Genomic DNA, 26,022 nt, shown 5'->3' with positions numbered 1-26,022 from the left:
GATGCTGATGTGGTTCTTGAGGGGTTTTCGGATGAGTTCCGCCGGCAGGCAGCGCATGCGCCCTGCCTTTGCCATGCCGCTCCTGAGCCTTGCCATGGGCCTGTCGGCGATGGTCATGGCCTCGCCGGCGCGTGCCGATTTTCGCGTCTGCAACGCTACGCAGAACCTGGTCGGCGTCGGTATCGGCTATCGCGCCAAGGCCGGCTGGATCACCGAAGGCTGGTGGCACATCGAGGGATCGAGCTGCAAGACGCTGATCGAAGGGCCGCTGTCATCAAGGTTTTACTATCTTTATGCAGAAGACGCCGAGCGCGGTGGACGCTGGGACGGCCCGATCAACATGTGCGTGGCTGAAAAAGAGTTCAAGATCGCCGGCGTAACCGACTGCGTCGCCCGGGGCTTCCAGCGCGCCGGATTCCAGGAATATGACACGGGCGAACAGGCAAGCTGGATGGTCCAGCTGACCGATGAGTCCACAACGGGAGGCGCTCCAGCCGCCCCGGGAACAAACAGTCAATGAGACGTAGCCGCAAGGTCAAGATCCTAGCCACCATCGGTCCGGCCTCCTCGTCGGAGGAGATGCTGAAGAAACTGTTCGAAGCGGGCGCGGATGTGTTCCGCATCAATATGAGCCACACCGATCACGAACTGATGCGCACGCTGGTCGGACGCATCCGCACCGTCGAGGAAGCGGTTGGCCGGCCGATCGGCATCCTGGCCGACCTGCAAGGACCAAAGTTGCGCGTCGGCAAGTTCGCCAATGGAAAGGAAGTGCTGACGCAAGGCCAGACCTTCACGCTCGACGACAATCCCGAGCCCGGCACCTCGACCAGGGTCTATCTGCCGCATCCGGAAATCCTGACCTCGGTCGAAGCCGGCCATCGCCTGCTGATCGACGACGGCAAGCTCGAGCTGAAGGCGGTGAAGAGCGACGGCAAGTCGATCGTCTGCACCGTCGTCGCCGGGACCACGATTTCCGACAAGAAGGGCGTAAGCCTGCCCGACACCGACCTGCCGGTCGGCGCGCTGACCGAGAAGGACCGCAAGGACCTCGATGCCGTGCTGGCGACAGGCGTCGACTGGGTCGCGCTGTCCTTCGTGCAGCGGCCGGAGGATCTGGCGGAAGCGCGCAAGATCGCGCGCGGCCGGGCGCTGATCATGGCCAAGATCGAAAAGCCGCAGGCCGTCGCCCGGCTGGCCGAGATCATCGAACTGTCCGACGCGCTGATGGTCGCCCGCGGCGATCTCGGCGTCGAGATGCCGCTCGAGGCGGTGCCCGGCATCCAGAAGCAGATCACGCGCGCCGCGCGCCGCGCCGGCAAGCCGGTGGTGGTTGCAACGCAGATGCTGGAATCGATGATCACGGCACCGGTGCCGACCCGCGCCGAGGTGTCCGATGTTTCGATCGCCGTCTTCGAAGGCGCCGATGCCATCATGCTGTCGGCGGAATCGGCGGCCGGCGCCTATCCCGTCGAAGCCGTGGCGATGATGGACCGTATCGCCACCAAGGTCGAAACCGATCCGACCTATGCCGGCATCATCAACGCCCAGCGCTCCGAGCCGGAAGCAACCGGCGCCGACGCCATTTCGCTGGCTGCGCGCGAGATCGCCGAAACGTTGAAACTGTCGGCGATCATCACCTACACGGCGTCCGGCACCACAGGCCTGCGCGCCGCCCGGGAGCGCCCGCAGGTGCCGATCATCGCGCTGTCGCCGATTGTCAACACGGCGCGACGGCTGTCGCTTTTGTGGGGCACGCATTGCGTCGTCTCACCCGACGCCAGCGATCTTGACGACATGGTCAACCGCGCCTGCCGAATCGCCTTCGATGAAGGCTTCGGCAAGCCGGGCGACCGCGTCATCATCACCGCCGGTGTGCCGCTGCGGACACCGGGTTCGACCAACATGCTGCGCATCGCCTATATCGGGTCCGACACGCAGGCCAGCCGCTAGAGCGGTTCTCGTGAACCAGCAAGCGTGGTCAGGTTGGCGCGAGTTCGGCCTGCGGCACCTTGATATCGGCGCATCTGCCGGCGCCGTAAGCGTCGCCGGCGATGCGCGCCTCCACGGTCCTGGCCATCGCCTGCAAGTCGATCTCCTTGCCGGCGACCTTCTCGATGGCGGCGACGGCCAGGTCGGGCGCGATCCAGTCCGGCTTGTGGCCGAGATTGTGCACCCAAACGAGCTCGGCGCCGGCAATGTCACGCACCAGGCCGACCGAATGGATCTGGGCATAGACGACCTTGTCGCGGTCACCCGAAATGATCACGGTCGGCGCCTTGATCTCGGCGTAACGCGGTGCGGCGCCAAGGGCGTAGCGATAGAGCCCGGCGACATCGGTGGCATTGGCGCGAAAGGCCAATGGCCGCAGCACCAGCGGGATAGAGGCCTCGCCGACATAGTTGTCCGGCACTTTGTTGGGCGAGAAGACGCAGGTGGTGGCGTCCTCCATCTGCAGCGTTCCCGCCGGATAGGTCAGCGTTTCGGAAAACAGCCAGCCGACCACCGGCATGGTGGTCAGATTGTAGTACCAGGACGTTGCGCCGCCCGGCCATGGGTGGGTCGCCGGTGCGAGGAAGACCAGGCCGAGTGTCCTGTCGGGATGCTCGCGGCCGAAGGCCGATGTCACCACACCACCGAAGGAATGGCCGACGATAACAGCCTTTCTGATACCCAGACGGTCCATCAGCGCGGCGATTGTGTTGGCCTGAGCCGACGGGTCCTCGTTGTTGCCGCCACGACCCGACCAGCCGTGGCCTGGCCGGTCGAAGAACAGCATTTCGGCGCGCCCTTGGAGCAGCGGGCGCAGCGGCAGCATCTGATCCCGGAGATTGGCGCTGGCGCCGTGGATGAAGACGATTGGCGGCAGCTCGGCGTTCGCTGGCGCTGGAACATGAACATAGTGGATGCGGGCGCCATCGATGTCGGCGAACTCGCCGATCGGCGGATTGCGGCGCTCGATCAGCCATGAGCCGGCGCGCGTGACGCCGACAAAGCCGAAGACAAGCGCCATCAGGAAGGCAAGGGCGGCGTAGATAAGGTTCATGGGGAGATATACGGAGGTGGGGAGGGATAAGTTGTAGGGCAGTAGGGCAGTAGGGCAGTAGGGCAGTAGGGCAGTAGGGCAGTAGGGCAGTAGGGCAGTAGGGCAGTAGGGCAGTAGGGCAGGTGTTCCGCAGTACAATCTGCCCCCTACTGCCTTACTGCCCTATTCCCTTACACCCTTCAGGGCATTAAATGCCTTCGCCGGCAAGTTCTTCCGAAAGCGTGCCGACCTGGTCCTGGGCGCTGCGCATCATCGGATAGATGGCCAGCACCTTCTGCCAGGCCTCCAGTGCCGATTGCTTGTGGCCGGTTAGCGCCATGATTTGCGCCAGCCCGGCCAGCGCACCGAAATGGCGTGGCTCGAGCTGCAGCGTATGATCGATGTCGGACATCGACTTACCGTAGTTCTTCATCATGAAATGCACCGTGGCGCGCCGGTTCCAGCCTTCGGCATAGGTCGGCTGCAAGGTCACCACCTGGTCGAGGAAATCGAGCGCGACGTCGAACTTCTGGCCTTCGACGGCCTTTTGCGACCATTGCATCATCAGGTCGATCGAGGCGCTGCCGGATTGCGACCACTCGCTCCAGATGTTGCCGGCAATGCGCTCGGCCGCCTTTTCGTTGCGCTCGCGCTTCAGGTCGCTGAACAACTGATCGAGACGGGCCTGTTTTGTCGTTGCCACCGGCGGTGCGTCCTTGGTGGCCGTCGGCGCGACAGCATCATCCGCCCATGCCGGGCCACAAATGACGCCGGAAACAAGCAGAGATGTCAAAAATGCAAAAAGAATCCGCATCGCCGGACTCTAGTCCCGGGCGGCGGAACGTCAAACTGATTTTGGCGTGAAAAGGCCGGCAGGCCGGCAACAAGCATCAAATGGGCGGAGGCAACAGCCTCCTGCCCGAAAACTCAGCCCTGGCGTGCCTTGTAGCGCGGGGCGGTCTTGTTGATGATGTAGACGCGGCCCTTGCGGCGAACCAGCTGGTTGTCGCGGTGACGCGCCTTCAGCGCCTTGAGCGAATTCTTGATCTTCATGGTCTTGCCTGTCGGTGTGGACCCTGTCCGGGTCGAAATTTTAAGGCGCGCCAGAAGACGCGCCTTTGAACTGTGGGTGGCTCATAAACGAGGAGCCTTGTCCGTGTCAACCGCAAGCGTGCTCCATAGCCGATGTGAATCATCCCTATCATCAAATATCCGCCATGTCGGCCTTGCGGCATTGCGCGGCCTTGGGCCGGCTGGGATGATGCGGACGCTGTGAAGTGATTTGGAGACGACTATGCGCCGAATGTTCCTGTCCGCCTGCCTTCTTTTGCTGGCGGAAGGCTCGGTTGCCCATGCGCAGGAATGCGACCGTAGCGACGACAGCCAGCAGATGATGAACATTTGTGCCGGCGAGGACTACCAGGCGGCCGACGCCAGGCTCAACAAGGCCTACCAGGACCTCATCAGCTCGGATGATGCCGACGGCAAGAGATTGCTGCAGGTGGCGCAACGCGCCTGGATCACCTTTCGCGATGCCGAGTGCGCGCATTCCACCGCAGCAAGCGAGGGCGGCTCGATCCATTCGATGGAGGTTTCGCAATGCCTGACCAGATTGACCAATGATCGCATCAAGCAGCTCGCTGCCGCGGCCAATTGCGAGGAAGGCGATGCGAGTTGCGCCAGTCCCGACGAGGACGAGAGCGACGACGTGCAATAAGCGCGTTTCTCAGGTCAGGCGCGACGGCCAGCAACTCATCGTTTCACAGAAACGCTGAACCGCTCTATCTCTTTGTTTGACGCAATTCCCAAGGGAAAGCGCTATGCGCTTTTCCGGGAAAACCGCTTCACACTTTTCCTGGAATTGCTTTAATCCGGGTGAAATGACCCATCTTGCGGCCGGGGCGCGCCTCGGCCTTGCCGTAGAGATGCAGCATCAGATCGGGCTCGGCGAGCAGGGCCGGAACACGCAGCACATCGTCGCCGATCAGGTTCTCCATCACGCAATCGGAATGACGGTCCGGGCTGCCGAGCGGCAGGCCGGCGACGGCGCGGATGTGCTGCTCGAACTGCGAAACGATGCAGGCGGCTTCCGTCCAGTGGCCGGAATTGTGGACACGCGGCGCGATCTCGTTGGCCAGCAGTGAGCCGTCGGCCAGCACGAAGAACTCGACGCCGATGACGCCGACATAGTTCAGCGCCGACAGGATCTTCGATGCCGCCGTTCGTGCGGCTTGCGCTGTTTCGGGCATAATGGCGGCTGGCAAGGTCGATGTGTGGAGAATGCCGTTGCGGTGGACATTCTCGGCCGGATCGTAGGCGCCGACCGCGCCGTCCAGTCCACGCGCCGCGATCACCGATATCTCGCGCTCGAACGGCACGAAGGACTCCAAGATCAGCGGCACATTGCCCATCGCCTCGCACGTGCCGGCAAAACCGCCGGCTTCCATGTTGCGGAAGACGCGCTGGCCCTTGCCGTCATAGCCCATGCGGCGCGTCTTCAATATGCCGCTGCCGTCAAACGCTTTCAGCGCCGCCGTCAGCTGGTCATCGGTGTCGACGGCGTGGAAATCCGCGGTGGCAATGCCGATGCCATTGAGGAATGTTTTTTCGCCCACCCGGTCCTGCGCCACTTCAAGCGCGAGTGCCGGCGGATAGACCGGAATCTTGGCGGCCAGCGCGCTGGCGGCGGCGACCGGCACGTTCTCGAATTCGTAGGTGACGACCGAACTCGACGCTGCCAGTTCGGCAAGGCCAGCTGGGTCGTCATAAGCGGCTGTTATCTGCCGGTTGGCGACCTGCGCGGCCGGGCAATCCGCTTGCGGCTCCAGCACCACGGTGCGGTAGCCGAGACGGGCGGCTGATATCGCCAGCATGCGGCCGAGCTGGCCGCCGCCAATGATGCCGATGGTCGATCCGGCGGGCAGGGTCACGGCGTATCCGTTGGTTCGGTCGCCACCTTGGCGGTCTGCGCGGCGCGCCAGGCATCCAGACGGACGGCGAGCTTGTCATCGTTCAGCGCCAGCACGGCAGCGGCCAGAAGGGCTGCGTTGGCGGCGCCGGCCTTACCGATGGCCAGCGTGCCCACGGGAATGCCGGCCGGCATCTGGACGATGGACAGCAGCGAATCCTGCCCGGACAGCGCCTTCGATTCCACCGGCACGCCGAACACCGGCAGCGGCGTCATTGCCGCCGTCATGCCGGGCAGATGCGCGGCACCGCCGGCGCCGGCGATGATCACCTGGTAACCGGCCGCCTTGGCACCCTTGGCGAAATCATAGAGCCGGTCTGGCGTGCGATGCGCGGAGATGATCAGCCGCTTGTGCGGGATGCCGAGTGCTTCCAGAGTTTCGGCGGCATGGCGCATCGTCGCCCAGTCGGACTGGCTGCCCATGATGATGGCGACGTCGGCGCGTTGATCGTCCAAGTCTGTGTTCCCCGGCGATAAAGGCGCGCCTTAGCGGAATTCGCGCCAAGCCGCAAGGATAGGTGGTCGCCGCTGTGGCCTGGCATGGCTGAATCGGGCCATCAGATGCGGTCGCGCTCGGCCTCCGGTGTCGAGACCAGCAAGGCCGAAGCCGCGTTGGCGGCGGTGATGGCCGCCCGCATGGTCTCCCCCCGGGCAAGTCCCGCGGCCAGCGCGCCAACGAATTCGTCGCCGGCGCCATGCGTGCTGGCGACCTTGACCGGGATGGCCGGCAGCGCGAAGGCTTGGCCGGCCCGATCGCAACAAGCGACGCCCTCGCCGCCCGCCGTGACGATTGCCACCGGATAGAGATCGGCCAGCAGCCGTGCGGCTTGCGCGGCACCGTCGAGCGTTTCGACCACCGCCATGCCGGCCAGGAACTCCGCCTCGATGGCATTGACCACCAATATGTCGACCAGCGCGATCATCTCACCGGAGAGTTTGCGCGCGGGGGCCGCGTTGAGCACGACGCGGCCGCCCTGTGCCTTGACCGCGCGTGCGGCGGCAATGTTGGCGACTTCCGGCACTTCGTTCTGCAACAAGAGCACAGCCGTCTGTGCCACCACATCGGAAGCAGAGGCGGTGTCGGCATCGCCCAGTGTCAGATTGCTGCCAGAGACGATCACCGCGCCATAGTCGCCGCCTTGGTCGAAGATCGCCACGCTCATGCCCGAGCCGACGCCAGCGGCCACCCGCACGAAGCGGCGGTCGACGCCGGCGCGATCGAGATTGGCCAGCAACGCCCGCCCGAAATCATCGTCGCCGATCGCGCCGATCATCGCCGCGCGCACGCCGGCCCGCGCCGCCGAGACAGCCTGGTTGCCGCCCTTGCCGCCGCATTTCGGGTGCCAGGCATGGCCGGTCACCGTCTCGCCCTTGCGGGGGCGGTCGGGCGCGTCGACCATGATGTCGTAGTGCAGGCTGCCGAACACGGTGACCAGCGGCGATGTCTTCATGAGCCCCGGTCTTTTCGTTTCGATGTCACCGCCGACATGGTGCGGCCGAGATTGCGCTCCGCCGCCTGGTAGTCGCGCTGCGCCACCGCCACGAACAACGCGTCGAGGATGTTGAGCTGGGCGATGCGCGCCGCCGCATTCTCGCCCATCAGCGGCGAGCCCTGCGCGGTCGAGCACAGCACGATGTCGGCGACCGCGGCCAGCGGCGAATTGTCGTAATTGGTGATGGCGAGCGTGCGGGCACCGTTCTTGCGGGCCAGCTGGATGGCGTCGATGACGGCCGACGTGTTGCCCGAATGCGAGAAGCCGACGGCGATGTCGTCGCCGCCGAGCAGCGAGGCCGACATCAGCATCATGTGCGAATCGTCATAGACGGAGGCGCGGATGCCGATGCGCAGAAACTTGTGCGAGACGTCGCGGGCGATCTGCGCCGAGCCGCCGACGCCATAAAAATCCCGGTTCTTCGCACGGTAGAGAAGATCGGCGGCGCGGTCGAAATCCTCGATATCGAGGATCGCCAGCGTCTCCTCCAGTGCCTGGATGGAGGTGCGGAACACTTTTTGCACGATCTCGGCCGAACTGTCGTCGGACGACAGTTCCTGATGCATCTCGGCGGTCGGCAGGCGACTGTATTCGTAGACGGCGGTGCGGAAGTCGCGATAGCCGGAGAAGCCGAGCTTCTTGGCGATCTTGACCACCATCGCCTCGGACACGCCGGACTCCTCCGCTATCTGCTTTAGCGGAATGCTCTCGTCGAAGCCGCGCCGGCCGAAGACGGTTTCCACCACCTTCGCCTCCAGCGGGGTGAGATGCGGCATCATCATGCGGATGCGCGGTCCTACCGCTTTCAGGTCCAGCCCGCTCAACGTCATCCACGCCCCCTCGTCACGCGATCGATAAGCATCGCGGCGAGGATTATAAGACCAGTTGCCAGAAGCTGATAGAAGGACTGCACGTTCATCAGCGTCAAACCGTTGCGCATGGCGCCGAGGATGACGGCGCCCAGGATGGTGCCGACGACGCTGCCCTTGCCGCCCATCAGCGAGGCACCGCCGATGGCGGCAGCCGCGATGGCGTCGAGTTCCCAGAGATTGCCGAGGATGGGTTCGGCGGCGCCGAGCCGGCCGATCAGTATCTGCGCGGCAAGGGCCGCCAGCAGGCCTGAGATCATGTAGGCGGCGATCTTGGTGCGGGCGATCGGCACGCCGGCGATGTAGGCCGCCTCCTCATTGCCGCCGACGGCGAGCAGATATTCACCAAAGGGCGTCTTCTTCAAAACGACCCAGGCGACGACAGCCACGAAGGCCACGATGACGACCGCCAGCGGCAGTCCGAACAGCGAGCCGTTGAAGATGGCGCGAAAGCCTGCGGGCAGGCCGAGCACCGGATTGCCCCCGGTGTAGATCAGCGCCAGCGCTCGGTAGGTGCTGAGCGTTCCCAATGTGACGATGAAGGGCTGCAGCCCGACATAGGCGACGAGCACGCCGTTGACGAGGCCGCAGGCAAGGCCAATGGCGAAGCCGCTGGCAATGGCCAGCGGAAATGGCACCCCGGCGACCATCATCGAGGCCGAGATGACGGCCGAGAGCGCCGCTGTCGGGCCGACCGACAGATCTATGCCACCGGAGATGATGACCAGCGTCATGCCCAGCGCCAGACAGGCATTGATGCTCGACTGCTGCAGGATGTTGATCAGGTTGCGTTCGGCGAAGAAGCCGGGCACCAGCGCGCCGAAGACGGCGAGGATCACCACGAGACCGATCAGCGTGCCGGCGTCGCGCATGGAAACCCCGCGCAGGAATTCGGTCCGTGGCCGCACCAGAGTGGTATCCGACATATCCGTCACCTCTGCCTTGCCTTCTGTGCGGCCGGCGTTTGCGTCTGCGGGATGGCGTGCGCCGCGATCGCCTGCTCGCTGATATCGTCCCTGTGGAGTTCTGCGGCGATGGTGCCGTCGCGCATGACCAGCACGCGGTCGGCAAGCCGGATCACTTCGGGAAGCTCGGAGGAGACGACGATCACGGCATGGCCCTCGGCGGCGAGTTCCTCGATCAGGTGATAGATCTCGGCCTTGGCGCCGACATCGATGCCGCGCGTCGGTTCGTCGAACAGGAGGATGCGCGTTCCCGCTGCCAGCCAGCGTCCGATGATCGCCTTCTGCTGGTTGCCGCCGCTGAACAGGCGAATCGGCCGGTCGAGCAGGAACGGCCGCAGGTTGACGCGGTTCATCTTGTCGACGGCCATGTGTTTCAACCTGGCGTGATCGATGAGGCCGCGCGGCGCGAACACACCCATCGAGGCCAGCGCCATGTTGCTGGTGATCGAGCGCAGCGGCACAATGCCTTCGCGCTTGCGCTCCTCCGGCACCAGGCCGATGCCTGCGGCAATCGCATCGCGCGGGCTGGAGAATCGCGCCGCCTTGCCATCGATCGTAATCGTGCCGGCTGTGGCGCGATCGGCGCCGGCCAAAAGCCGCAGCAGTTCGGTGCGCCCGGAACCGACCAGCCCAGCAATGCCCAGCACCTCGCCGCGATGCAAGTCAAACGACACGTTGCGCACCTTGGTCGCCGAAGAGAGGCCACGCGCGCTCAGCATGACCTCGCAGGAGGCATGGGAGTTATGCTGTTCCTGCGCCAGTTCGCGGCCGACCATCATCGCCACGACCGCTTTTTCCGACAAGCTTTTCAGGTCGACGGAATCGACGACGACGCCGTCGCGCATGATGGTGGCGCGCCGGCAAATGCCGAACACCTCGTCCAGCTTGTGCGAGACATAGACGACGGCGACGCCGTCACGGGCTAAACCTGTAATGACTTCGGCGAGCCGTTCGAATTCGCTCGGCGTCAGGCTCGATGTTGGCTCATCCATGGCGACGATGCGGGCGCGATCGAGCAGCGCGCGGGCGATCTCGACGATCTGCCGCTGCGCCACCTTCAGGGTGCCGAGCGGGGCGGCCGGATCGATGGACGGGTCGATGGCTGCAAGAGCCTCGGCAGCTCGGCGCTCCTGCTCCCGCCGGGCGACGAAGATGCCGCCGCGCGTCAGCGGATGACCAAGGAACATATTCTGGGCGACGCTGAGGCGCGGCACCTGCTGCAATTCCTGATGGATCATGGCGACGCCCGCAGCGCGTGCGGCGACCGGGTTGGCGAGTGTGACCGGCTTGCCGTCGATGAGGACGCTTCCCGCTGTCGGCCGGTAGACGCCCGACAGGATGCGCAGCAGCGTCGACTTGCCGGCGCCGTTCTCGCCGAGCAGACCGTGGATTTCACCGGCGCCGACCGAGAACGACACGTCGTTGAGCGCCCGTACCGCCGGAAACAGCTTGGAAATGCCCTGGAATTGCAGCCGGGGTGACATGGGGTTCTATCTCCGGGCAACGGTGCCGGCCGGGAGCGAATTGCTCTGGCCGGCACCGGCCGATTGGCCTTACTGACCCGCAGCGGCATCCTCGAGCAGCGCCTTGCGCGTGCCAGTGCCGGAATAGCGGTCGGCATTGTCCTTGGTGATCAGCGCCTGCGGCGTGGCGACGACGCGCGGCAGCTTCTGCCCGGCCACCAGTCGCAGCGCCGTTTCCAGCGCGACCTCACCCGTCAGCACCGGGAAGCTATCGACCGTGCCGGTCAGTTCGCCGGCGCGGATCGAGGCATAGGCGTCGGAAATGCCGTCGGTGCCGAAGACCGCAACCTTGTCCTGCAGGCCGGCGGCCTTGACCGCCTCGACGATGCCCAGTGCCATGCCGTCATTGTTGGCGTAGAAGCCGATCAGGTCGGGGCGTTGCTGCAGGATGTTGGTGGCCGCGTCATAGGAGGTCTGGCGGTCCCAGTTGCCGGGAACGCTGGCGACGACCTCGAACTTGCCCGCTTCGGTGATGGTCGACTTGAAGCCGTCTGTGCGCTGCACGGCCGCATAGACCCCGGCCTGGCCTTCGACGATGGCGACCTTGCCGCCATTCGGACGGTTCTTGATGAACCATTTGGCGACGCGCACGCCATTGTCGCGCTGGACATTGCCGACATAGTGCTCGGCCTGCGGGATGACAGCGTCATTGACATTGACCACCGGCACATTGGCGGCCTTGGCCTGCTCCATGATAGGCTGCAGATTGGCATCCGTCTGCGGCGAGACGAGCAGTACGTTGTAGCCCTGCGTCACCAGGCCTTCGGCGATGGTGAGCTGGCCGAGCTGGTCGCCCTCGCTCTGAGCCGCCTGATAGACGACGGATACCCCGACCTTCTCGCCGAACGCCGTGTAGCCCTCGCCCAGCGAGCGCCAGTATTCATTGGTCAGCGTCTTGGAGACCGCACCCGCTTTGGTGCCTTCGGGCAGCTTGGGGAACGCGCCGAACTTGGCCTCGACCTGCGACCAGTCGATGCGGTCCTTTTCCGTGTCGGAATTGAGCGGTGCGAGATCGGCGGAAAAGGCCGAGCCGATGGACAGCGCCATCAGTGCGGCGGTAGCGGTGGCAAGCAGAAGTTTCATTGTAGTCCTCCCTTGTTGAAAACGGTGATGGCTCGGATGCCTCAGCTGTCCGGCCCGAGCATGATTTCCTGGATGATGGCCTGCGACGTCACCGCGTCCTGGCTGTCCATGGCGGCGGACAGGCGATTGTCCTGCTCCAGTCGGTCGACGACGCGCAGCATGCGCCTAACGGTGGCGATGTTGAATTCGCACTCACGCACCGGGTCGAGCCCGGTCATGTCGGGGAACGTGTCGAAATAGATGGCGCCCGCGTAACCGTCGCGGCGGATCTGCCTGAGCAGCTCGATGGTCTGCAACGTATGCACCGCGCCGACCATCAGGCCGTCGTCGCGCTTGGCGTAGCCGTCGTTGAGGTGCACGCCGAGCAGCTTGCTGTGGCGCGCCACCAGGGCAGCGGCAAAGGCCGGCTGTTCGTCGGCATAGAGCACATGGGCGAAGTCGAGCGTGACGCCGAGATTGGGCAGGCCGACATCGCGGATCGCCAGCAAGGTCGTCGCTGCATCCGGCATCAGGCTGTACGAGCGCGGTTCGTTGGGTTTGTATTCAAGGCTGATCTGGCAATCCGGATCATGGGCGGTTACTTCACGAATCCCATCGACTTCGTGTTGCCAGAGCGTCGCATAGTCGGCCTGGAAGGCATAGTCGAAGCCATCCTGGCCGAGCCATAGCGTCATCAGGCTGGCGCCCGCCTCGCGCACCGCGTCGATGCCGGCTTTGGTCAGGTCGATGGCCTCACGGCGCACCGCCGGATCCGGATTGGTGAAGGCGCCAAGCTTGAAGGCTGGATTGGAGTAGTAGCGCATGGCGAAGCCATTGATGGAAAGGCCGAGATCGCCGAGTTTGCGGGCGATTTCAGCAGGCTTTTCGTCGACATGGTCGGGGAAATTCAGATCGAGGTCGGTCAGCCCGGCAACCTTGGCGGCGCGCGCCGCCATCTGCAGCAGCGAGGGCTTGCCGGTAAGGTCCGGCCATTCGGCCAGCGGCCGCGAGGCGAAGGAATTCAGACGCGTGGCGAAACGATTGGTTGTCATGATCGACCCTTCAATAGTCATAACTTCACATAACTTCGAATATTTGTAAAGTTATGTTTTAAAGGGCAGCAAGCAGCCGCCGAGCCGCGGTCGGACTGAGCCACGCAAAGGCGCGCCGGCAGTTTCCTGGCCGGCGCCGTAGGGTGGAGACCCGTCAGGGAAGTGGTCGCGTGAAGGCGTGTGCCGATCGTGACCGGCGCATCTTCAGGCAGCGATCTGCCTGGCGTTTCAATCCGGCCAGTGCAAGGCGCCGGACGAATCCTTGCGGGTGGGCTTCATGGCATTGGCGGGCCGCTCGGCGGCGGTCAGTATGGCGCGCAGCCGTTCGGCGACGATCTCGGCCTCGCCGGGATGAAGATTGCAAGGGTCGAGGAAGAAATGGCCGCGCTCCACCTCATGGTTGCGCACGATGATGGGCGGCGAGCCGGCGGCCAGCGCCGAGGCGAGGCCAGCGGCGCTGAAGCGGCTTTCGGGCAATACAAAAATCTGCAACCGGTCGAGAGGGTTAGCGGTCGGGTCGGGGATGATCTGCGCGATGATGCCCGGCAGTCCCTGCAACGCGTCTTTCCACAAATTGAGTGCCGCTTCTTCGCGCCGGCGGATGCCGGCATGGTCGCGCTTTTCCCAAGCTTCCAGTGCGGCCATGGTGCCGGCGATGCTCTCCTTGCCTACCTTCATGGCGCGCGCGACGCCGCGGTTCTGCAGATAGGCGGCCCGCACCAGGTCCTTGCGGCCGGTGACGATGCCGCTGGTTGGCCCGCTCAGGAATTTGTGGCCACTGTAGATGACGATGTCGGCGCCGCGCGCGAGGAAGCCGCGCAGATCGTATTCTGAAGCCGCATCGACGATCACCGGGACGCCCCTGGCGTGGCAGATCTCGCAGAATTCCTCCAGCGACAGCATGCCGTACTGCACGGTGTGGTGGGCGACGACATAGAGGCCTGCCGCCGTGCGGTCACGGATTGCATCGCGGACGTGATAATCCTGCGTCACGCTGACCGTGCCGGCCGGCACGACCCTGGCGCCCGCCAGCCGGACCGACTGGTCGATCGGCGCGCCATAGTTGACGATGTGGCCGAGCTGGACGATGACCTCCGACTTGAGGCCTTCCGTGTCGTCCGGCAGGCGTTCGATGGCGAGCAGGTTGGTTCCCGTCATCGCCCCGGCGATCGCCATGGTGATGCCGCTGGCGCAGCAAGCGGTGATGAAACCGGCCTCGCCGCCCGTCAGTCGCGCGACGATCGTGCTCGCGGCACGCTGCAGATCGTCCATCTCCACCCATTGCGAGGCTATTTCGGCCATGGCGCTGATCGCTTCCGGAACGATGATCGATGCGCCGAGCGCGGTCATCGTGCCGGAGACGTTGATGATCGGTCGAAGGCCGAGCCGTTCGCGGATCGTGGTGTTGGAGCCGTCGGCGGAAGTGGTTTTCATCTCTCGGATTCCATTTCTAGCGGGTCAGGCGGCGATCTCGACGACCGCCTCGATTTCGACGGTGATGTTTCCAGGCAAGGAGCCGACGCCGATCGCCGAGCGGGCATGGCCGCCGATGTTGTCGAACACATCGGCGAACAGGTCGGAACAGCCATTGACCACCTTCGGGTGGTCACTGAAGGTCGGGGTCGCGTTGACGAAGCCGAGCAGCTTGACGATGCGAACGATCCGGCCAAGGTCGCCAGTGGCTGCGTGCATGACGGCGAGCAGATTGAGGCCGGTGAGGCGGGCATGGCCATAGGCCTCCTCGACAGTGACATCGTCTCCCACCTTGCCGGTGAACAGCGTGCCGTCGGTCCGCAACGGCCCCTGGCCGGACAGGAAGATCAGCCGGCCGCTTTCGGCATGGGTGACGAAGTTGGCGATCGGGGCCGGCGGCTCGGGCAGCGTCAGGCCCAACTCGGCGAGCCGGATATAAGGCGTCATGGAAAAAGGCTCCTTGCGACAGCGTTCGCTGTCTCGTTCTAGAAATGCGAGGCGCGGAAACGTGCCAGGAAGGTGCGCAGGCGCTCGTTGTCGGTGTCGGCTGCCAGGATTTCGGCGGGTGGCCCCGCCGCGCTGACGCCGCCATCGGCCATGAAGATGATGCGGCTCGAAGCATCGCGGGCAAAGGCCATTTCGTGCGTGACCATCACCATCGTCATGCCGTCCTCGGCCAGGCTGCGCACGACCTCGAGCACCTCGCCGACCAATTCCGGGTCGAGCGCGGAGGTTATCTCGTCGAGAAGCAGGATCTTCGGCCCCATGGCCACGGCGCGGGCGATGCCGACGCGTTGCTGCTGGCCGCCGGACAGTTCGGCGGGCAGGCTGTCGGCCTTGTGGGCGAGGCCGACCCGGCCGAGCCAGTGTTCGGCGATGGTGCGGGCCTCGGCTTCGCTTTTTCCCCGCACCTTGCGTAGCCCGAGCATGATGTTGCCGGCTGTTGTCAAATGCGGAAAGAGGTTGAAGCTCTGGAACACCATCCCGGTCTCGGCGCGCATCGCGGCGAGATCGCGTTCGCTGCGGCGCTGGCGGGCTCCGGTTTCGCGAAAGCCGACCTCCTTGCCGTCGATGCGGATCGAGCCGCTGTCGTAGCTTTCGAGGAAGTTGACGCAACGCAGCAGCGTGGTCTTGCCGCTGCCGGAAGGGCCGATGACGGTTACCACCTCGCCCTTCGCCACCCGCAGGCTGACCGAACGCAGCACTTCGACGGCGCCGAAGGATTTGGAAACGTCGGAGACGTCGAGAAGGGCCGGGTTGTCGTTCGGACTTGTGGACATTGCTATTCCCGGATGAAGGAGAAACGCCGCTCGAGCCGCCGGCTGGCGAGCGAGAGGGCATAGTTGACCGCGAAGTAGATGAGCGCGCCGAGGATGTAGAGCGGCATGGCCTCGTAGGTGCGGCCGATGACCTGGTTGATGGCCTGCATCAGGTCGGTGATGCCGAGCAGCGACACCAGCGCGCTACCCTTGACCGCATCGGTGACGCCATTGATCCAGGGCGGTAGGAAGCGCCTGAACGCTTGCGGGAAGACGACGTAGGCGAGCCGCTGGCGAAAGGTCAGCCCGATCGCCTTTGCCGCCTCGGACTGTCCCTTCGGAATGGATCCGACCGCACCTCTGAAATATTCGACGACCTGCGCCGTCTTGAACAGGGTCAGCGCCAGCACGGCGGCCCAGAAGGACGGCAGATGAAGCCCGACGGCCGGCAGGCCGTAGTAGACAAAGAAGATGAGCACCAGGATCGGGATGCCGCGAATAGTGTCGCTGAAGATGCGCACGGCCCATTGCAGCGGCACGGGGCCATAGACCAGACCGACGCCCATGATCACGCCGGCAATCAGCGAAAACACCACGACCAGCAGGGATACCCACAGTGTCAGCGCAAAGCCCTGGGCGAGGAAAGGCAAGGCATAGGCGATCTGGGTGAGCATGTCAGCGCGCCGCCCTGAACCGGCGCTCGACAAGCCGAAGCGCAAAAAGCATGATGTAGCCGGTCACCAGATACATCGCCGTGACCACGAGATAGACCTCGACGATGCGGAAGGTGTTGAAGTTGATCCATTGGGCGCCATAGGTCAGCTCAGGCACCGAGATGACCGACGCGACGGAGGTGTCCTTGAACAGCGATATGAAGGTGTTGGACAATGCCGGCAAAGTGATGCGCAGCATCGTCGGCAGGCGCACATTGAGCAGCCTTTGCCAGGGTGTCAGGCCGATTGCCTTGCCGGCGTCCAGCTGTCCGCGCGGAACAGCTTCGAGCCCGGAGCGAAACACCTCGACCAGATAGGCGCCACTGTAGAGCGACAGCGTCACGACAAACGAGGTCGGCGCGCTGTAGGCGATATCGACCACCGTCGGCAGGCCGTAGAAGACGAGATAGACGAGCAGGATCAGCGGCACGTTGCGGATGAATTCGACATAGGCGGCGATGATGGTGCGCACGATGCGCCCGGCGGACACGTACCAGACCGCCAGAACCAGGCCGATGACGATGCCAATGGCGATCGAAATGACGGCGAGCTCGAGACTGAGCAGCAGTCCGCCCCACAGCTTGTCGAAATGCCGCCAGATCAGGTTGAAATTGAGGGCATAGCCCATGCGTCCGCCTCAGTGCCGCAGGCCTTAGGGAGGCGGAAGGGCGCTGGATACGCCCTTCCGTCCGTTGCAGGTCAGATGACCGGGAAGCCGGGATGGCGCGCCGGCGGCTCCTGCCCGAAATAGTCCTTGAACGCCGCGTCATAGAGCGCGGTTTCGTGGCCGAACATGGCGATGGTGAAGGTCTGGTTGACGAAGGTCAGCCAGTCGAGATCGCCTTGCCGGAGCGCTGCGCCGTAGAGCATCGAGAACCAGCTCTTGCCGGCATCGAAGTATCTGTCCGGATTGCGTGAGGCGAGCCAACGGACGGTCGACAGATCGACGGCAGCGGCATCGACGCGCTTCGATTCCAGTGCTTGCAGCACGTTGGCCTGTGTGTCGATCTGCATCACCTGCGATTGCGGCAGCGCCATGTGCACCGAGGCTTCGGCATCGACGTTCTGCAGGATCGAAACGCGTGTCGCCGAACCGGCGGCAAGCAATTTGTCGAAGGTCTTGTTCTCGGCGGTCGGAAGCGTCAGCAAGGCAACGCCTTCGACGTAGTAAGGCCTGGAGAAGTTGATCAACTGCGAGCGTTGGGCGCTCATCGTCATGAACTGAATGGTGATGTCGACCTTGTTGGTGGTCACGTTGGGGATGCGCTGTGCCGGATCCTGCATGACGAACTCGACCTTGGTCGCATCGTCGAAAAGGCCCTTGGCAAGAATGCGCCCCATGGTGATGTCCATGCCGACGAGTTCGCCGGCATCGTTCTCGAAGTGCCACGGTGCGTTGGTGCTGCCGGTGCCGACGATCAGCTTGCCGCGATCGAGCACGGTGCGCAGCAGGCTGTCGGATGCTGCCTGAGCAGCGGCCTTCTGGGCATCGACGGTGACTGCCGCACCCACGACGCCAGCCGTGGCCAGCCCTGCCATTCCCAATTTCAGAAAATCACGTCTTCCGGATGTGTCGTTCACGGCGACCTCCTTTCGTGTTGTGTTCCCCTTGTGCACAGGCAAGACACGCGTCGGCGATTTTGTCTCTTACAAGAGATACGTGTATCCTATACAAGACAGATACTAACACCAGGAATCGACAATGCAAGATGGCAATGCTTCGGCAGTTTCAGCCGGCGAGAAGATTTCGGGCTCCCGTGAAAAGGGGCTCAACCGGGTGCTCGAGATTCTGGAGTTTCTTCACACGACGCAGCGGGCGATCGGCATTGGCGACCTTGCCAAGGGCGTGAACGCGCCCCGCTCGACGACCTACACGCTGGTGCGATCGCTGGTCGATGCAGGACTGCTGGAAATGGAAGGCGACGGCAATCGCGTCTATTTCGGCAAGAAGCTCTATCTCTACGGAATGGATTATGTGCGGGGCAACGACCTCTTGAGGCGGGGGCGCCAGGAGGTCGACAATCTGTCGCGCGAAACCGGCGAGACCTCGGAACTGTGCATGCTGCAAAGCGGGCGCTATACGATCGTCCACGCGAGTCCGGGCAACAGGCCGTTCCGCATCAGTTCCGCCACCGGCTTGCAGATACCGCTGCCCTGGACGGCCTCGGGGCGGCTGCTTCTGGCGGGGCTGGAGAAAGCTGAGATCGAAGACATGGTGTCGGACGACGATCTCGTGCTGCCCGACGGGCGCAAACTGCGGCTCGACGATTTCGTCGCCGACATCGCAAAAGCGCGGATCACCGGCTATTGCGTCACTTCGGGCCTTGTCGATGCCTATACGAAGTGCCTTGCCGCGCCGGTGTTTTCAGCGCCGGGTAAGGTCGAGGCGACAATGTGCCTGGTGGTCCCCATCGATACGTCCGAGGAGCGGACCGGCGAACTCATCGGCCTGCTGCGCAATCGTGCTGCGAAGCTTTCGATCGCCGCATAGGCACTCGAAAGCCGTACACGCCGTTCAGGCAATGATGTCGGGAATGATCTTGTCTTCCAGCGCCATCAGCCGGTCCTTGAGGAACAGCTTTTTCTTCTTCATGCGCTGGATCTGCAGTGGATCGCAGGCCATGGCGATCATCGCGTTGATGGCCGCATCGAAATCGGCGTGTTCCTGCTTCAGGCGGGAAAATTCGAGGCGGATATCGGCCTGTTCCTGATCGGACATTCTCTACCGTCTGCACGTCTGCGGCGCCCAAAACTGGGCCTGATTGGGCGGGGCCGGGGTCTTTTATCACCGGCGTGCTGCCCATATCACATTTCACATTGTCGTGGAATGCTACCACGGACCATTCGACATCGCGGCCGGATGGTGGCACAGTGTCATTGTGCCGTCACAGAAGCGAACCTGCGGTGGACGCGCCGTGACGGCTGCAATCGAGGAAACCATGAAAGGGAGAACCAATCATGTCTCTTGCATCCCATCTTGATGAGTTGCAGCGGAAACACGGCGACATCGAACGTGAAATCGATGACGCGATGAACCATCCATCGGTCGACGACCTCGAAATCGTGAATCTCAAGCGACGCAAGCTGGCACTCAAGGACGAGATTGAAAAACTAAGAGGGAAACCGACCACGCATTGATGCCCTCCTGACATAGCCGCTTACCATCGGCGCCTCTTTTCCCGGCGGCACACGCCGCCGGCGCGGTGGTTTTGATTCCAGCGCCGGGCCATCAGCCTAAGCTGGACCTCCATTCGGCTTAAATTCCGCTTCGGCCGTCGCCAGATTTTCGCCAGATCATCGATTGTTTCTGGCCCCTGGCGCGGGCCGATTCCGGCCAGTGGCGACCTGTCGCCATTGACAAGCCATCTTTGCTCCTCCACCTCATGCCCGGACTTAGCGCATCGGCCCGGAGCGCACTTTGTGCGTTCAAGTGGACGCATGGCGCTCCAGAGACAAAAGGCTGCCGGCATGACCGGATATTTTTCCTCTCCTTTCCCCCGCCGCACATCGGTTGGCGTCGATGTCGGCGGCGTGGTCGTCGGCGGCGGCGCGCCTGTTGTCGTGCAGTCGATGACCAACACCGACACGGCCGACATCGACCAGACCGTTGCGCAGGTTGCAGCACTTCACCGTGCCGGTTCCGAGATCGTACGCATCACCGTCGACCGCGACGAGAGTGCCGCCGCCGTGCCGCGCATTCATGAGCGGCTTCTGCGGCTTGGCATCAACGTGCCGCTGGTCGGCGATTTCCACTACATCGGCCACAAGCTTTTGGCCGATCATCCGGCCTGCGCCGAGGCGCTGGCCAAATATCGCATCAACCCCGGCAATGTCGGCTTCAAGGACAAGAAAGACCGGCAGTTCGCCGCGATCGTCGAGATGGCGATCAGATACGACAAGCCGGTGCGCATCGGCGTCAACTGGGGCTCGCTCGACCAGGAGCTTTTGACCCGGCTGATGGACGACAACCAGACCAAGGGCTTTCCGCTGACCGCGCAGCAAGTGATGCGCGAGGCGATCGTGCAGTCGGCGATCCTGTCGGCCGAGATGGCGGAAGAGATCGGCCTTGGCCGCGAGAAAATCATCCTGTCGGCCAAGGTCAGCGGCGTGCAGGACCTGATCGCCGTCTATACCGAACTCGCCACCCGCTCCAACCACGCGCTGCATCTCGGCCTCACCGAGGCCGGCATGGGTTCGAAAGGCATCGTCGCTTCGTCGGCCGCCATGGGTATCCTGCTCCAGCAAGGCATTGGCGACACCATCCGCATCTCGCTGACGCCAGAGCCGAATGGCGACCGCACGCGTGAGGTGCAGGTGTCGCAGGAGCTGCTGCAGACCATGGGCTTCAGGCAGTTCGTGCCGATCGTCGCCGCTTGCCCCGGCTGCGGTCGCACGACCTCCACCGTGTTCCAGGAACTCGCCCAGAACATTCAGGCCGATCTGCGCAAAAACATGCCCGTGTGGCGGGAAAAATATCCCGGCGTCGAGAACCTCAAGGTCGCGGTGATGGGTTGCATCGTCAACGGCCCGGGCGAATCCAAGCATGCCGACATCGGCATTTCACTGCCAGGCACCGGCGAGACGCCGACGGCACCTGTCTTTGTTGACGGCAAGAAGGCCGCGACGCTGCGCGGGCCGTCGATCGCGGCGGATTTCGAGAAGATGGTCGTCGACTATATCGAACAGAGGTTCGGTCGCGGCGGCAAGGCCGCGGCAGAGTAGAACAGATGCAGCGTTTCCTTTGGGTGGCGCTGATCCTGCTGTATGGGCTGGTCTGGTCGACACTCGCTCAGGCCGATCCGCCGCAATCCGCCAAGCAGCGGCTGATCGACAAGGTCTGCACCCTGATCCAGGCGCATGCCGACCGGAACGGCCTGTCGCGGGATTTCTTCGCCCGGCTGATCTGGAAGGAAAGCCGTTTCGATCCAAACGCCGTCAGTCCGGTTGGCGCCGAGGGCATCGCCCAGTTCATGCCGGGCACCGCCAAGATGCGCGGGCTCGCCAATTCCTTCGACATCAACCAGGCGATCCCGGCCTCGGCCAGATATCTCGCCGAAATGAAAACCGGCTATGGCAATCTCGGCTTGGCGGCGGCCGCCTATAATGCCGGTGAGAGCCGTGTGTCGCGCTGGCTCAGCTCCGGCGGCTTTCTGCCGATGGAAACCGAAAGCTATGTCTTCGACATCATGGGCGAGCCGGCCGACAAATTCGCCGACCGGGCCTATGGCGGAAAGATCGAGCCGCTGGATGCAAACGCGGATTTTGCCGTCGCCTGCCGCAGGCTGCCAGTGATCATGTCGCGGACCGTGGCGATGGCCTCGATCAACATAAAACCATGGGGCATCCAGGTGGCCGGCAACTTCCGCCGCGGTGCCGCAATCAACCAGTGGCTCAGGGTGAGGAGCCGGTTCCCGGCCCTGCTCAACGGGCATGATCCGGTGGTCAGCCGGGTGCGCACGCCAATCGGCCGGCGCGGTATCTACGCGGTCAGGATCGGTGTCGACCGCCGCGCCGATGCCAACGTCATCTGCCAGAAATTGCAAAGTGTCGGTGGGGCGTGCGTGGTGGTGCGCAACCGGTAGCGCACCAGAACATAGACTACGATCTCGAAGTCGACACCAGCGTCCTCACGCCGCTGGAATGCGCCCGTCGCATCCAGCAAAGATTTCAGCTATAGCGGCGGCCATCTTACCAGGGGCGACAGCCCTGCCTTTGACGAGCAGCATGGGCCGTAACATGTTCGACGGATACATTATCTGCGGCACGCCGAGAACCGGAAGCACTTTGCTGTGCAAGCTTCTGGCGGCCACGAAGACGGCCGGCAATCCTCACTCATTCTATCGGCGGCAGGACGTGTCGGAGTGGGCCGAAGAGTGGAATCTGCCTGATCACGGCACGATGAGCGAACTCGAATTCAATGTCGCCTATCTCAACGCGGCGATCGCTGCCGGCAAGGGTGGAACAGGCATTTTTGGCCTTCGTTTGATGCGAGAAAATCTGGATGAACTCTCGGCGATCCTCGACCGGATTTTCCCACAGCTGCCATCTGACAGAGCGCGCCTTGAAAAGGCCTTTGGCCGCATTCTCTACATACACCTCTCCCGGGAGGACAAGCTGGCGCAGGCTGTCTCCCTGATCAAAGCCGAGCAGACCGGCCTTTGGCATATCGCTCCCGACGGCACCGAGATCGAAAGGGTCGCACCACCGAAAGAGCCCCAGTATGATTTCGAGCGGATCAGACGTGAGGTCACGGACCTCGAGAACTATGATGCGGCCTGGAACATATGGTTCGAAGCACAAGGCATTATCCCGCTGCGGGTTGGCTATGAGCGTCTTGCCGCCAACCCGGCTGCGACATTGCTGGGCATCTGCGAAGCCCTGGACGTTCAAGCACCTGACGCCGATGACGTCAGGCCCGACGTTGCAAAGCTTTCCGACGAGACAAGCCTCGACTGGATGCGCCGCTACCATCTGGACGCAGCCGCCTGAATGTATCGATGGCTGCCGGGCAAAGGTACACGGGGCAGGTTCGGGAGCGCGCCTGATTCCAACAGTGATGTTTTGTGATTCAACGAGGTTATGGAGCTGCCGCCGGTTGAATCTGTTGAGACTCTATCGCTTTCAGCGATGCGCAAACTTGTCGGCGGACTTGTAATGCTCGCAATTTTGTCGAGTGGGAAATCTTTTTCCCTAGCATGCAGCGGGGACGTAGGCTCGAAACAGGAAATACAATGATCTCATTCAGACCCATGTGTGATAGCGAATATCCGGCTTACCTCGATTATTTCATCACTGATTATGCAACCGAGATTTCGGCCAACTACGGTCTTTCAGGCCCTCAGGCCTTAGCACAGGCCAAGCAGGAAATCGCGGACGACCTACCACATGGCATCAATACGCCCGGCGAGGTCCTGCTCTGTATCCTAAATCAAACGCCGGAAGCTAAGAGCGTCGTGGGTTATTTTTGGTACCGACCGGATCTAGCAAGTCGCTCCGTATTTATCAAAGACTTCTATATCTTCGCTGCACACCAGAGAAAAGGGTTCGGCAAACAGGCACTATATGCGTTGGAAACTGAACTGGCGCAGACGGGGTTCGAACAGATTAAGTTGCGCGTTGCCGAGGATAACAAGCGCGCCAAACATGTCTATGAGGTAACCGGTTTTCGCGTCACCGGCGTTAACATGAGCAAGACCATCAAAAGTAAATGTTGATGGATCACAGCTAAACGACCTGCCCCCAGATCTGCCCTGTGTACCCCCTGGCTACGCCGTCTTGGCCACCACCGTCTCGCTGAGCCAGGTGCCGATCTTGGTGCCGAGCCGGTCGGGCGAAACCGGCTTCGGCAGATAGTCGTCCATGCCGGACTCGATGCACTTGTCGCGATCGCCCTTCAGCGCATGCGCGGTGACGCCGATGATCGGTATGTGCGTGCCCGTCGAGGTCTCCATGGCCCGGATGGCGCGCGTCGCTTCGTAGCCGTTCATCTCGGGCATCGAGACGTCCATCAAGATCAGCTTGGGGCGAAGCGCCCGGTACATCTCGACCGCCGTGCGGCCGTTGCCGGCGATGCGGTAGCTCAAGCCCAACCCGTTGAGGATCTGGCCGAACACCAGTTGGTTCACGTCATTGTCCTCGGCAATGAGGATGTCGATCGGTCCGTTCGGCGTGGTTGTCGATTCCGGCGCTGCCGCGGCCGGCATTGCCGGGCCTCGAATGACGGTGAAGGCGGGCGGCGCTGCCGGGGGAGCCTGCACGATCGGTTCGCGGACGAACTGCGCTTTGCCGACCTGCGAGCGGGCCTTCTGCACGACCGAGATGACGGTGCCGAGCAGGACCGCGGAGCGCGCCGGCTTGGTCAGGTGCGCGGCAATGCCGAAGTCGATGATCATCTTGCCGAAATCGACTTGGTCGACCGAGGTCAGCAACACCACCGGGATGGAAGACAGCCGGCTGTCGGAAGCAATGGCTCTGGCGACGTCGGCGCCGTTCATGCCCGGCATCTGGTAGTCGAGGATAATGCAGTCGACGGCGGCGCCCAGCTGAAAGGCGCGGTCGAGGAAGGCTAGCCCGACGGCGCCGCTTTCGGCGGCGGCACAATCGAAGCTCCAGCTCCTGAGTTGCTCGAGCAGGATTTCGCGGTTGACCGGATTGTCGTCGATGACCAGCACGCGCGCGCCGGTGACGTCGACCGGCACGATCTCGTCGCGCGCCGCGGCCTGATGCGCGGGCAGCGGCACCGCGAACCAGAACACCGAGCCGCGGCCGATCTCGCTCTCGACGCCGATCTTGCCTGCCATCAGGTCGACGAGGCGGGCGGCGATGGCGAGGCCCAGCCCAGTGCCCTCATGGCGGCGGGTGGACGAGCCGTCGACCTGCGCGAATTTCTCGAACACGTTCTGCAGTTTCTCGGCCGGTATGCCGATGCCGGTGTCCTCGACGCGAACCTTGAGCTGGACCACGTCGTTAACGATCTCGCCGCCGACATCGATCAGCACATGACCCTTTTCGGTGAACTTCACCGCGTTGCCGAGCAGGTTGGTGATGATCTGACGGAACCGGCCGGCGTCGCCGACGACATGGGTCGGCAAGCGCGGGTCGACGCGCACGATCAATTCGAGGTTCTTTTCGGCGACGCGCGCCGAGACCAGCGTCGCCACATCCTCGACCGCCTCGGAGAGACGGAAGGGAGCGGGGTCGAGGGTGAGTTGCCCGGCATTGATCTTCGAGAAATCGAGGATGTCGTTGATGATGGTGAGCAGCGCGTTGCCGGATTTGACGATGACGTCGGTGAAGGTCTTCTGGCGCGCCGTCAAATCGGTCTTGGCCAGCAGTTCGGCCATGCCGAGCACACCGTTCATCGGCGTGCGGATTTCGTGGCTCATATTGGCCAGGAATTCGGACTTGGCGCGGTCAGCGGCCTCGGCCTTGAACAGGGATTCGGCGGATTCGGCAAAGGCGCGGCGGATCGCCACTTCCATCGGGCGGAAGATCCAGAACGCGACGATGGCAAGGGCTGCAAACAGGATGCCGCTCGCCCACAGAAGCAGCCTGTCGCTGGAGGCGTCGGCCAGGTGACGCTCATCGTCCATGGCGGTGCGGACGCGGACCAGCATGGGCTGGGCGAACAGGTCGTTCTGGTTGCGGATTTCGCGATAGCTCCACTCGTCGACCTTCTGCGCCACCGACATCAGGTTGAAATTGCGCACCATGTCGCGCGGCGACCAGAACAGATCGCCGTTGACGGAAGCGGATTGAAGCTCGTTGACGGTCTTGGCAGACAGGCGCGGCTTGATCGCTGCAAGCTGGGCGGTCAGCGTCTCGATCTCGCCGGTCAGGCGCTCCGAATGGCCGCGCGCCGATGTGGTCAGCGCATCGCGCGTCTCCACCCGCCAGGCGGTGCCGGTCGTCTCGGCAAAGCTGGTCGCGTTGCGCAGGTCGCGGGTGAAGACGACGAGGTTGCTGCTCAGCGCATCGATGTCACGGCGAAAGGAATTGACACGATCGAGCGCAATCACGATGGCTGCGGAAGCCAGCGCGAAGATCAGCAACCCTGAAATATAGCGAATCCGGACTGACCGGATGAAGGACGAATATTCTGGCATGCGCAACCCCAACAC

The 26,022-nt window shown here is 63.3% G+C and carries 29 protein-coding genes; 10 read left to right on the top strand and 19 right to left on the bottom strand.

The genetic code is table 11. The annotated features are described in order from the left end of the window. Positions 1-73: 73 nt before the first annotated feature. Positions 74-520 carry a DUF1036 domain-containing protein gene (locus tag ACFOJ9_RS29925; protein WP_378988133.1) on the top strand — a complete coding sequence of 149 codons (447 nt, stop codon included), beginning with the start codon at positions 74-76 and terminating at the stop codon, positions 518-520. Then, positions 517-1,953: a pyruvate kinase gene (gene pyk / locus ACFOJ9_RS29920; protein WP_378984351.1), complete on the top strand. Its 1,437-nt coding sequence runs from the start codon at positions 517-519 to the stop codon at positions 1,951-1,953. The genes ACFOJ9_RS29925 and pyk overlap by 4 nt, the downstream gene beginning before the upstream one ends. 28 nt (positions 1,954-1,981) lie before the next feature. Here the strand turns inward: pyk and ACFOJ9_RS29915 are convergent, their stop codons facing one another. From ACFOJ9_RS29915 to ykgO, 3 genes are all read right to left on the bottom strand, one after another. Next, positions 1,982-3,046 (bottom strand): alpha/beta fold hydrolase, encoded by a 1,065-nt coding sequence (locus ACFOJ9_RS29915; RefSeq protein WP_378984349.1) that lies wholly within the window; start codon positions 3,044-3,046, stop codon positions 1,982-1,984. A 187-nt stretch (positions 3,047-3,233) separates the two neighbouring features. Beyond that, positions 3,234-3,839 carry a tetratricopeptide repeat protein gene (locus ACFOJ9_RS29910; RefSeq protein ID WP_378984347.1) on the bottom strand — a complete coding sequence of 202 codons (606 nt, stop codon included), beginning with the start codon at positions 3,837-3,839 and terminating at the stop codon, positions 3,234-3,236. Positions 3,840-3,952: 113 nt separating this feature from the next. Then, positions 3,953-4,078 carry a type B 50S ribosomal protein L36 gene (gene ykgO / locus ACFOJ9_RS29905; RefSeq protein ID WP_006327841.1) on the bottom strand — a complete coding sequence of 42 codons (126 nt, stop codon included), beginning with the start codon at positions 4,076-4,078 and terminating at the stop codon, positions 3,953-3,955. 241 nt (positions 4,079-4,319) lie between these two features. Between ykgO and ACFOJ9_RS29900 the strand changes: the two genes are divergently transcribed. Next, positions 4,320-4,742, top strand: coding sequence for a lysozyme inhibitor LprI family protein (locus tag ACFOJ9_RS29900; RefSeq protein ID WP_378984345.1), 423 nt, complete (start codon positions 4,320-4,322; stop codon positions 4,740-4,742). A gap of 127 nt (positions 4,743-4,869) precedes the next feature. On the opposite strand, the gene ACFOJ9_RS29895 is transcribed toward ACFOJ9_RS29900, so the two are convergent. From ACFOJ9_RS29895 to ACFOJ9_RS29830, 14 genes are all read right to left on the bottom strand, one after another. Then, positions 4,870-5,955, bottom strand: coding sequence for a 5-(carboxyamino)imidazole ribonucleotide synthase (locus tag ACFOJ9_RS29895; protein WP_378984342.1), 1,086 nt, complete (start codon positions 5,953-5,955; stop codon positions 4,870-4,872). Then, the gene (purE, locus tag ACFOJ9_RS29890; protein ID WP_378984339.1) at positions 5,952-6,449 is read right to left on the bottom strand and encodes a 5-(carboxyamino)imidazole ribonucleotide mutase; all 498 of its coding nucleotides are present in this window, start codon (positions 6,447-6,449) and stop codon (positions 5,952-5,954) included. Before purE ends, ACFOJ9_RS29895 begins: the two co-directional genes overlap by 4 nt. A gap of 101 nt (positions 6,450-6,550) precedes the next feature. Further along, a complete protein-coding gene (locus ACFOJ9_RS29885; protein WP_378984336.1) occupies positions 6,551-7,444 on the bottom strand; it encodes a ribokinase in 894 nt (297 codons plus the stop codon). Further along, entirely contained in the window at positions 7,441-8,316 is an 876-nt protein-coding gene (locus ACFOJ9_RS29880) for a MurR/RpiR family transcriptional regulator (protein ID WP_127415931.1), read from the bottom strand. The genes ACFOJ9_RS29885 and ACFOJ9_RS29880 overlap by 4 nt, the downstream gene beginning before the upstream one ends. Further along, positions 8,313-9,281, bottom strand: coding sequence for an ABC transporter permease (locus tag ACFOJ9_RS29875; RefSeq protein WP_378984333.1), 969 nt, complete (start codon positions 9,279-9,281; stop codon positions 8,313-8,315). The genes ACFOJ9_RS29880 and ACFOJ9_RS29875 overlap by 4 nt, the downstream gene beginning before the upstream one ends. A 5-nt stretch (positions 9,282-9,286) precedes the next feature. Beyond that, positions 9,287-10,804 (bottom strand): sugar ABC transporter ATP-binding protein, encoded by a 1,518-nt coding sequence (locus ACFOJ9_RS29870; RefSeq protein WP_378984330.1) that lies wholly within the window; start codon positions 10,802-10,804, stop codon positions 9,287-9,289. Positions 10,805-10,873: 69 nt separating this feature from the next. After that, on the bottom strand, positions 10,874-11,926 hold the full coding sequence (locus ACFOJ9_RS29865; RefSeq protein ID WP_378984328.1) for a sugar ABC transporter substrate-binding protein: 1,053 nt from the start codon (positions 11,924-11,926) through the stop codon (positions 10,874-10,876). Positions 11,927-11,967: 41 nt separating this feature from the next. After that, positions 11,968-12,957: a sugar phosphate isomerase/epimerase family protein gene (locus ACFOJ9_RS29860; protein ID WP_378984325.1), complete on the bottom strand. Its 990-nt coding sequence runs from the start codon at positions 12,955-12,957 to the stop codon at positions 11,968-11,970. Positions 12,958-13,185: 228 nt separating this feature from the next. Beyond that, positions 13,186-14,391, bottom strand: a complete 1,206-nt coding sequence (locus ACFOJ9_RS29855; protein ID WP_378984322.1) for an aminotransferase class V-fold PLP-dependent enzyme — start codon at positions 14,389-14,391, stop codon at positions 13,186-13,188. Positions 14,392-14,415: 24 nt separating this feature from the next. After that, a complete protein-coding gene (locus tag ACFOJ9_RS29850) occupies positions 14,416-14,877 on the bottom strand; it encodes a RidA family protein (protein WP_378984320.1) in 462 nt (153 codons plus the stop codon). A gap of 38 nt (positions 14,878-14,915) precedes the next feature. Next, the gene (locus ACFOJ9_RS29845) at positions 14,916-15,710 is read right to left on the bottom strand and encodes an amino acid ABC transporter ATP-binding protein (RefSeq protein WP_378984317.1); all 795 of its coding nucleotides are present in this window, start codon (positions 15,708-15,710) and stop codon (positions 14,916-14,918) included. A 2-nt stretch (positions 15,711-15,712) separates the two neighbouring features. Further along, entirely contained in the window at positions 15,713-16,363 is a 651-nt protein-coding gene (locus ACFOJ9_RS29840; protein WP_378984314.1) for an amino acid ABC transporter permease, read from the bottom strand. 1 nt (position 16,364) lies between these two features. After that, on the bottom strand, positions 16,365-17,030 hold the full coding sequence (locus tag ACFOJ9_RS29835; protein WP_056586659.1) for an amino acid ABC transporter permease: 666 nt from the start codon (positions 17,028-17,030) through the stop codon (positions 16,365-16,367). A 71-nt stretch (positions 17,031-17,101) separates the two neighbouring features. Continuing rightward, the gene (locus ACFOJ9_RS29830) at positions 17,102-17,983 is read right to left on the bottom strand and encodes a transporter substrate-binding domain-containing protein (protein ID WP_378984311.1); all 882 of its coding nucleotides are present in this window, start codon (positions 17,981-17,983) and stop codon (positions 17,102-17,104) included. 121 nt (positions 17,984-18,104) lie between these two features. Here ACFOJ9_RS29830 and ACFOJ9_RS29825 point away from each other — a divergent pair, with 121 nt between their 5' ends. After that, complete coding sequence (locus ACFOJ9_RS29825) at positions 18,105-18,893, top strand: IclR family transcriptional regulator (protein WP_378984309.1); 789 nt, start codon at positions 18,105-18,107, stop codon at positions 18,891-18,893. Positions 18,894-18,917: 24 nt separating this feature from the next. On the opposite strand, the gene ACFOJ9_RS29820 is transcribed toward ACFOJ9_RS29825, so the two are convergent. Continuing rightward, positions 18,918-19,121, bottom strand: coding sequence for a YdcH family protein (locus tag ACFOJ9_RS29820; protein ID WP_013529216.1), 204 nt, complete (start codon positions 19,119-19,121; stop codon positions 18,918-18,920). Positions 19,122-19,360: 239 nt separating this feature from the next. On the opposite strand from ACFOJ9_RS29820, the gene ACFOJ9_RS29815 reads away from it, so the two are divergent. From ACFOJ9_RS29815 to ACFOJ9_RS29790, 6 genes are all read left to right on the top strand, one after another. After that, entirely contained in the window at positions 19,361-19,540 is a 180-nt protein-coding gene (locus tag ACFOJ9_RS29815; protein WP_013529217.1) for a YdcH family protein, read from the top strand. Between the two features lie 330 nt (positions 19,541-19,870). Further along, on the top strand, positions 19,871-21,124 hold the full coding sequence (gene ispG, locus ACFOJ9_RS29810; RefSeq protein WP_378984305.1) for a flavodoxin-dependent (E)-4-hydroxy-3-methylbut-2-enyl-diphosphate synthase: 1,254 nt from the start codon (positions 19,871-19,873) through the stop codon (positions 21,122-21,124). A gap of 5 nt (positions 21,125-21,129) precedes the next feature. Beyond that, positions 21,130-21,984, top strand: coding sequence for a lytic transglycosylase domain-containing protein (locus tag ACFOJ9_RS29805; protein WP_378984302.1), 855 nt, complete (start codon positions 21,130-21,132; stop codon positions 21,982-21,984). Continuing rightward, positions 21,960-22,079 (top strand): phosphotransferase-like protein, encoded by a 120-nt coding sequence (locus ACFOJ9_RS29800; protein ID WP_378984300.1) that lies wholly within the window; start codon positions 21,960-21,962, stop codon positions 22,077-22,079. The genes ACFOJ9_RS29805 and ACFOJ9_RS29800 overlap by 25 nt, the downstream gene beginning before the upstream one ends. After that, positions 22,043-22,891, top strand: a complete 849-nt coding sequence (locus ACFOJ9_RS29795; RefSeq protein WP_378984297.1) for a Stf0 family sulfotransferase — start codon at positions 22,043-22,045, stop codon at positions 22,889-22,891. Before ACFOJ9_RS29800 ends, ACFOJ9_RS29795 begins: the two co-directional genes overlap by 37 nt. A gap of 242 nt (positions 22,892-23,133) precedes the next feature. Further along, positions 23,134-23,616, top strand: coding sequence for a GNAT family N-acetyltransferase (locus tag ACFOJ9_RS29790; RefSeq protein ID WP_378984295.1), 483 nt, complete (start codon positions 23,134-23,136; stop codon positions 23,614-23,616). Positions 23,617-23,667: 51 nt separating this feature from the next. On the opposite strand, the gene ACFOJ9_RS29785 is transcribed toward ACFOJ9_RS29790, so the two are convergent. Beyond that, entirely contained in the window at positions 23,668-26,007 is a 2,340-nt protein-coding gene (locus tag ACFOJ9_RS29785) for a response regulator (RefSeq protein ID WP_378984292.1), read from the bottom strand. Between the last annotated feature and the right edge of the window lie 15 nt (positions 26,008-26,022).

The organism is Mesorhizobium cantuariense (assembly GCF_042647205.1).
In the GTDB taxonomy this organism is placed as follows: domain Bacteria; phylum Pseudomonadota; class Alphaproteobacteria; order Rhizobiales; family Rhizobiaceae; genus Mesorhizobium; species Mesorhizobium cantuariense.
Note: the sequence above shows the minus strand (reverse complement) of the source record. Positions and strands in the feature narration are given on the sequence as shown.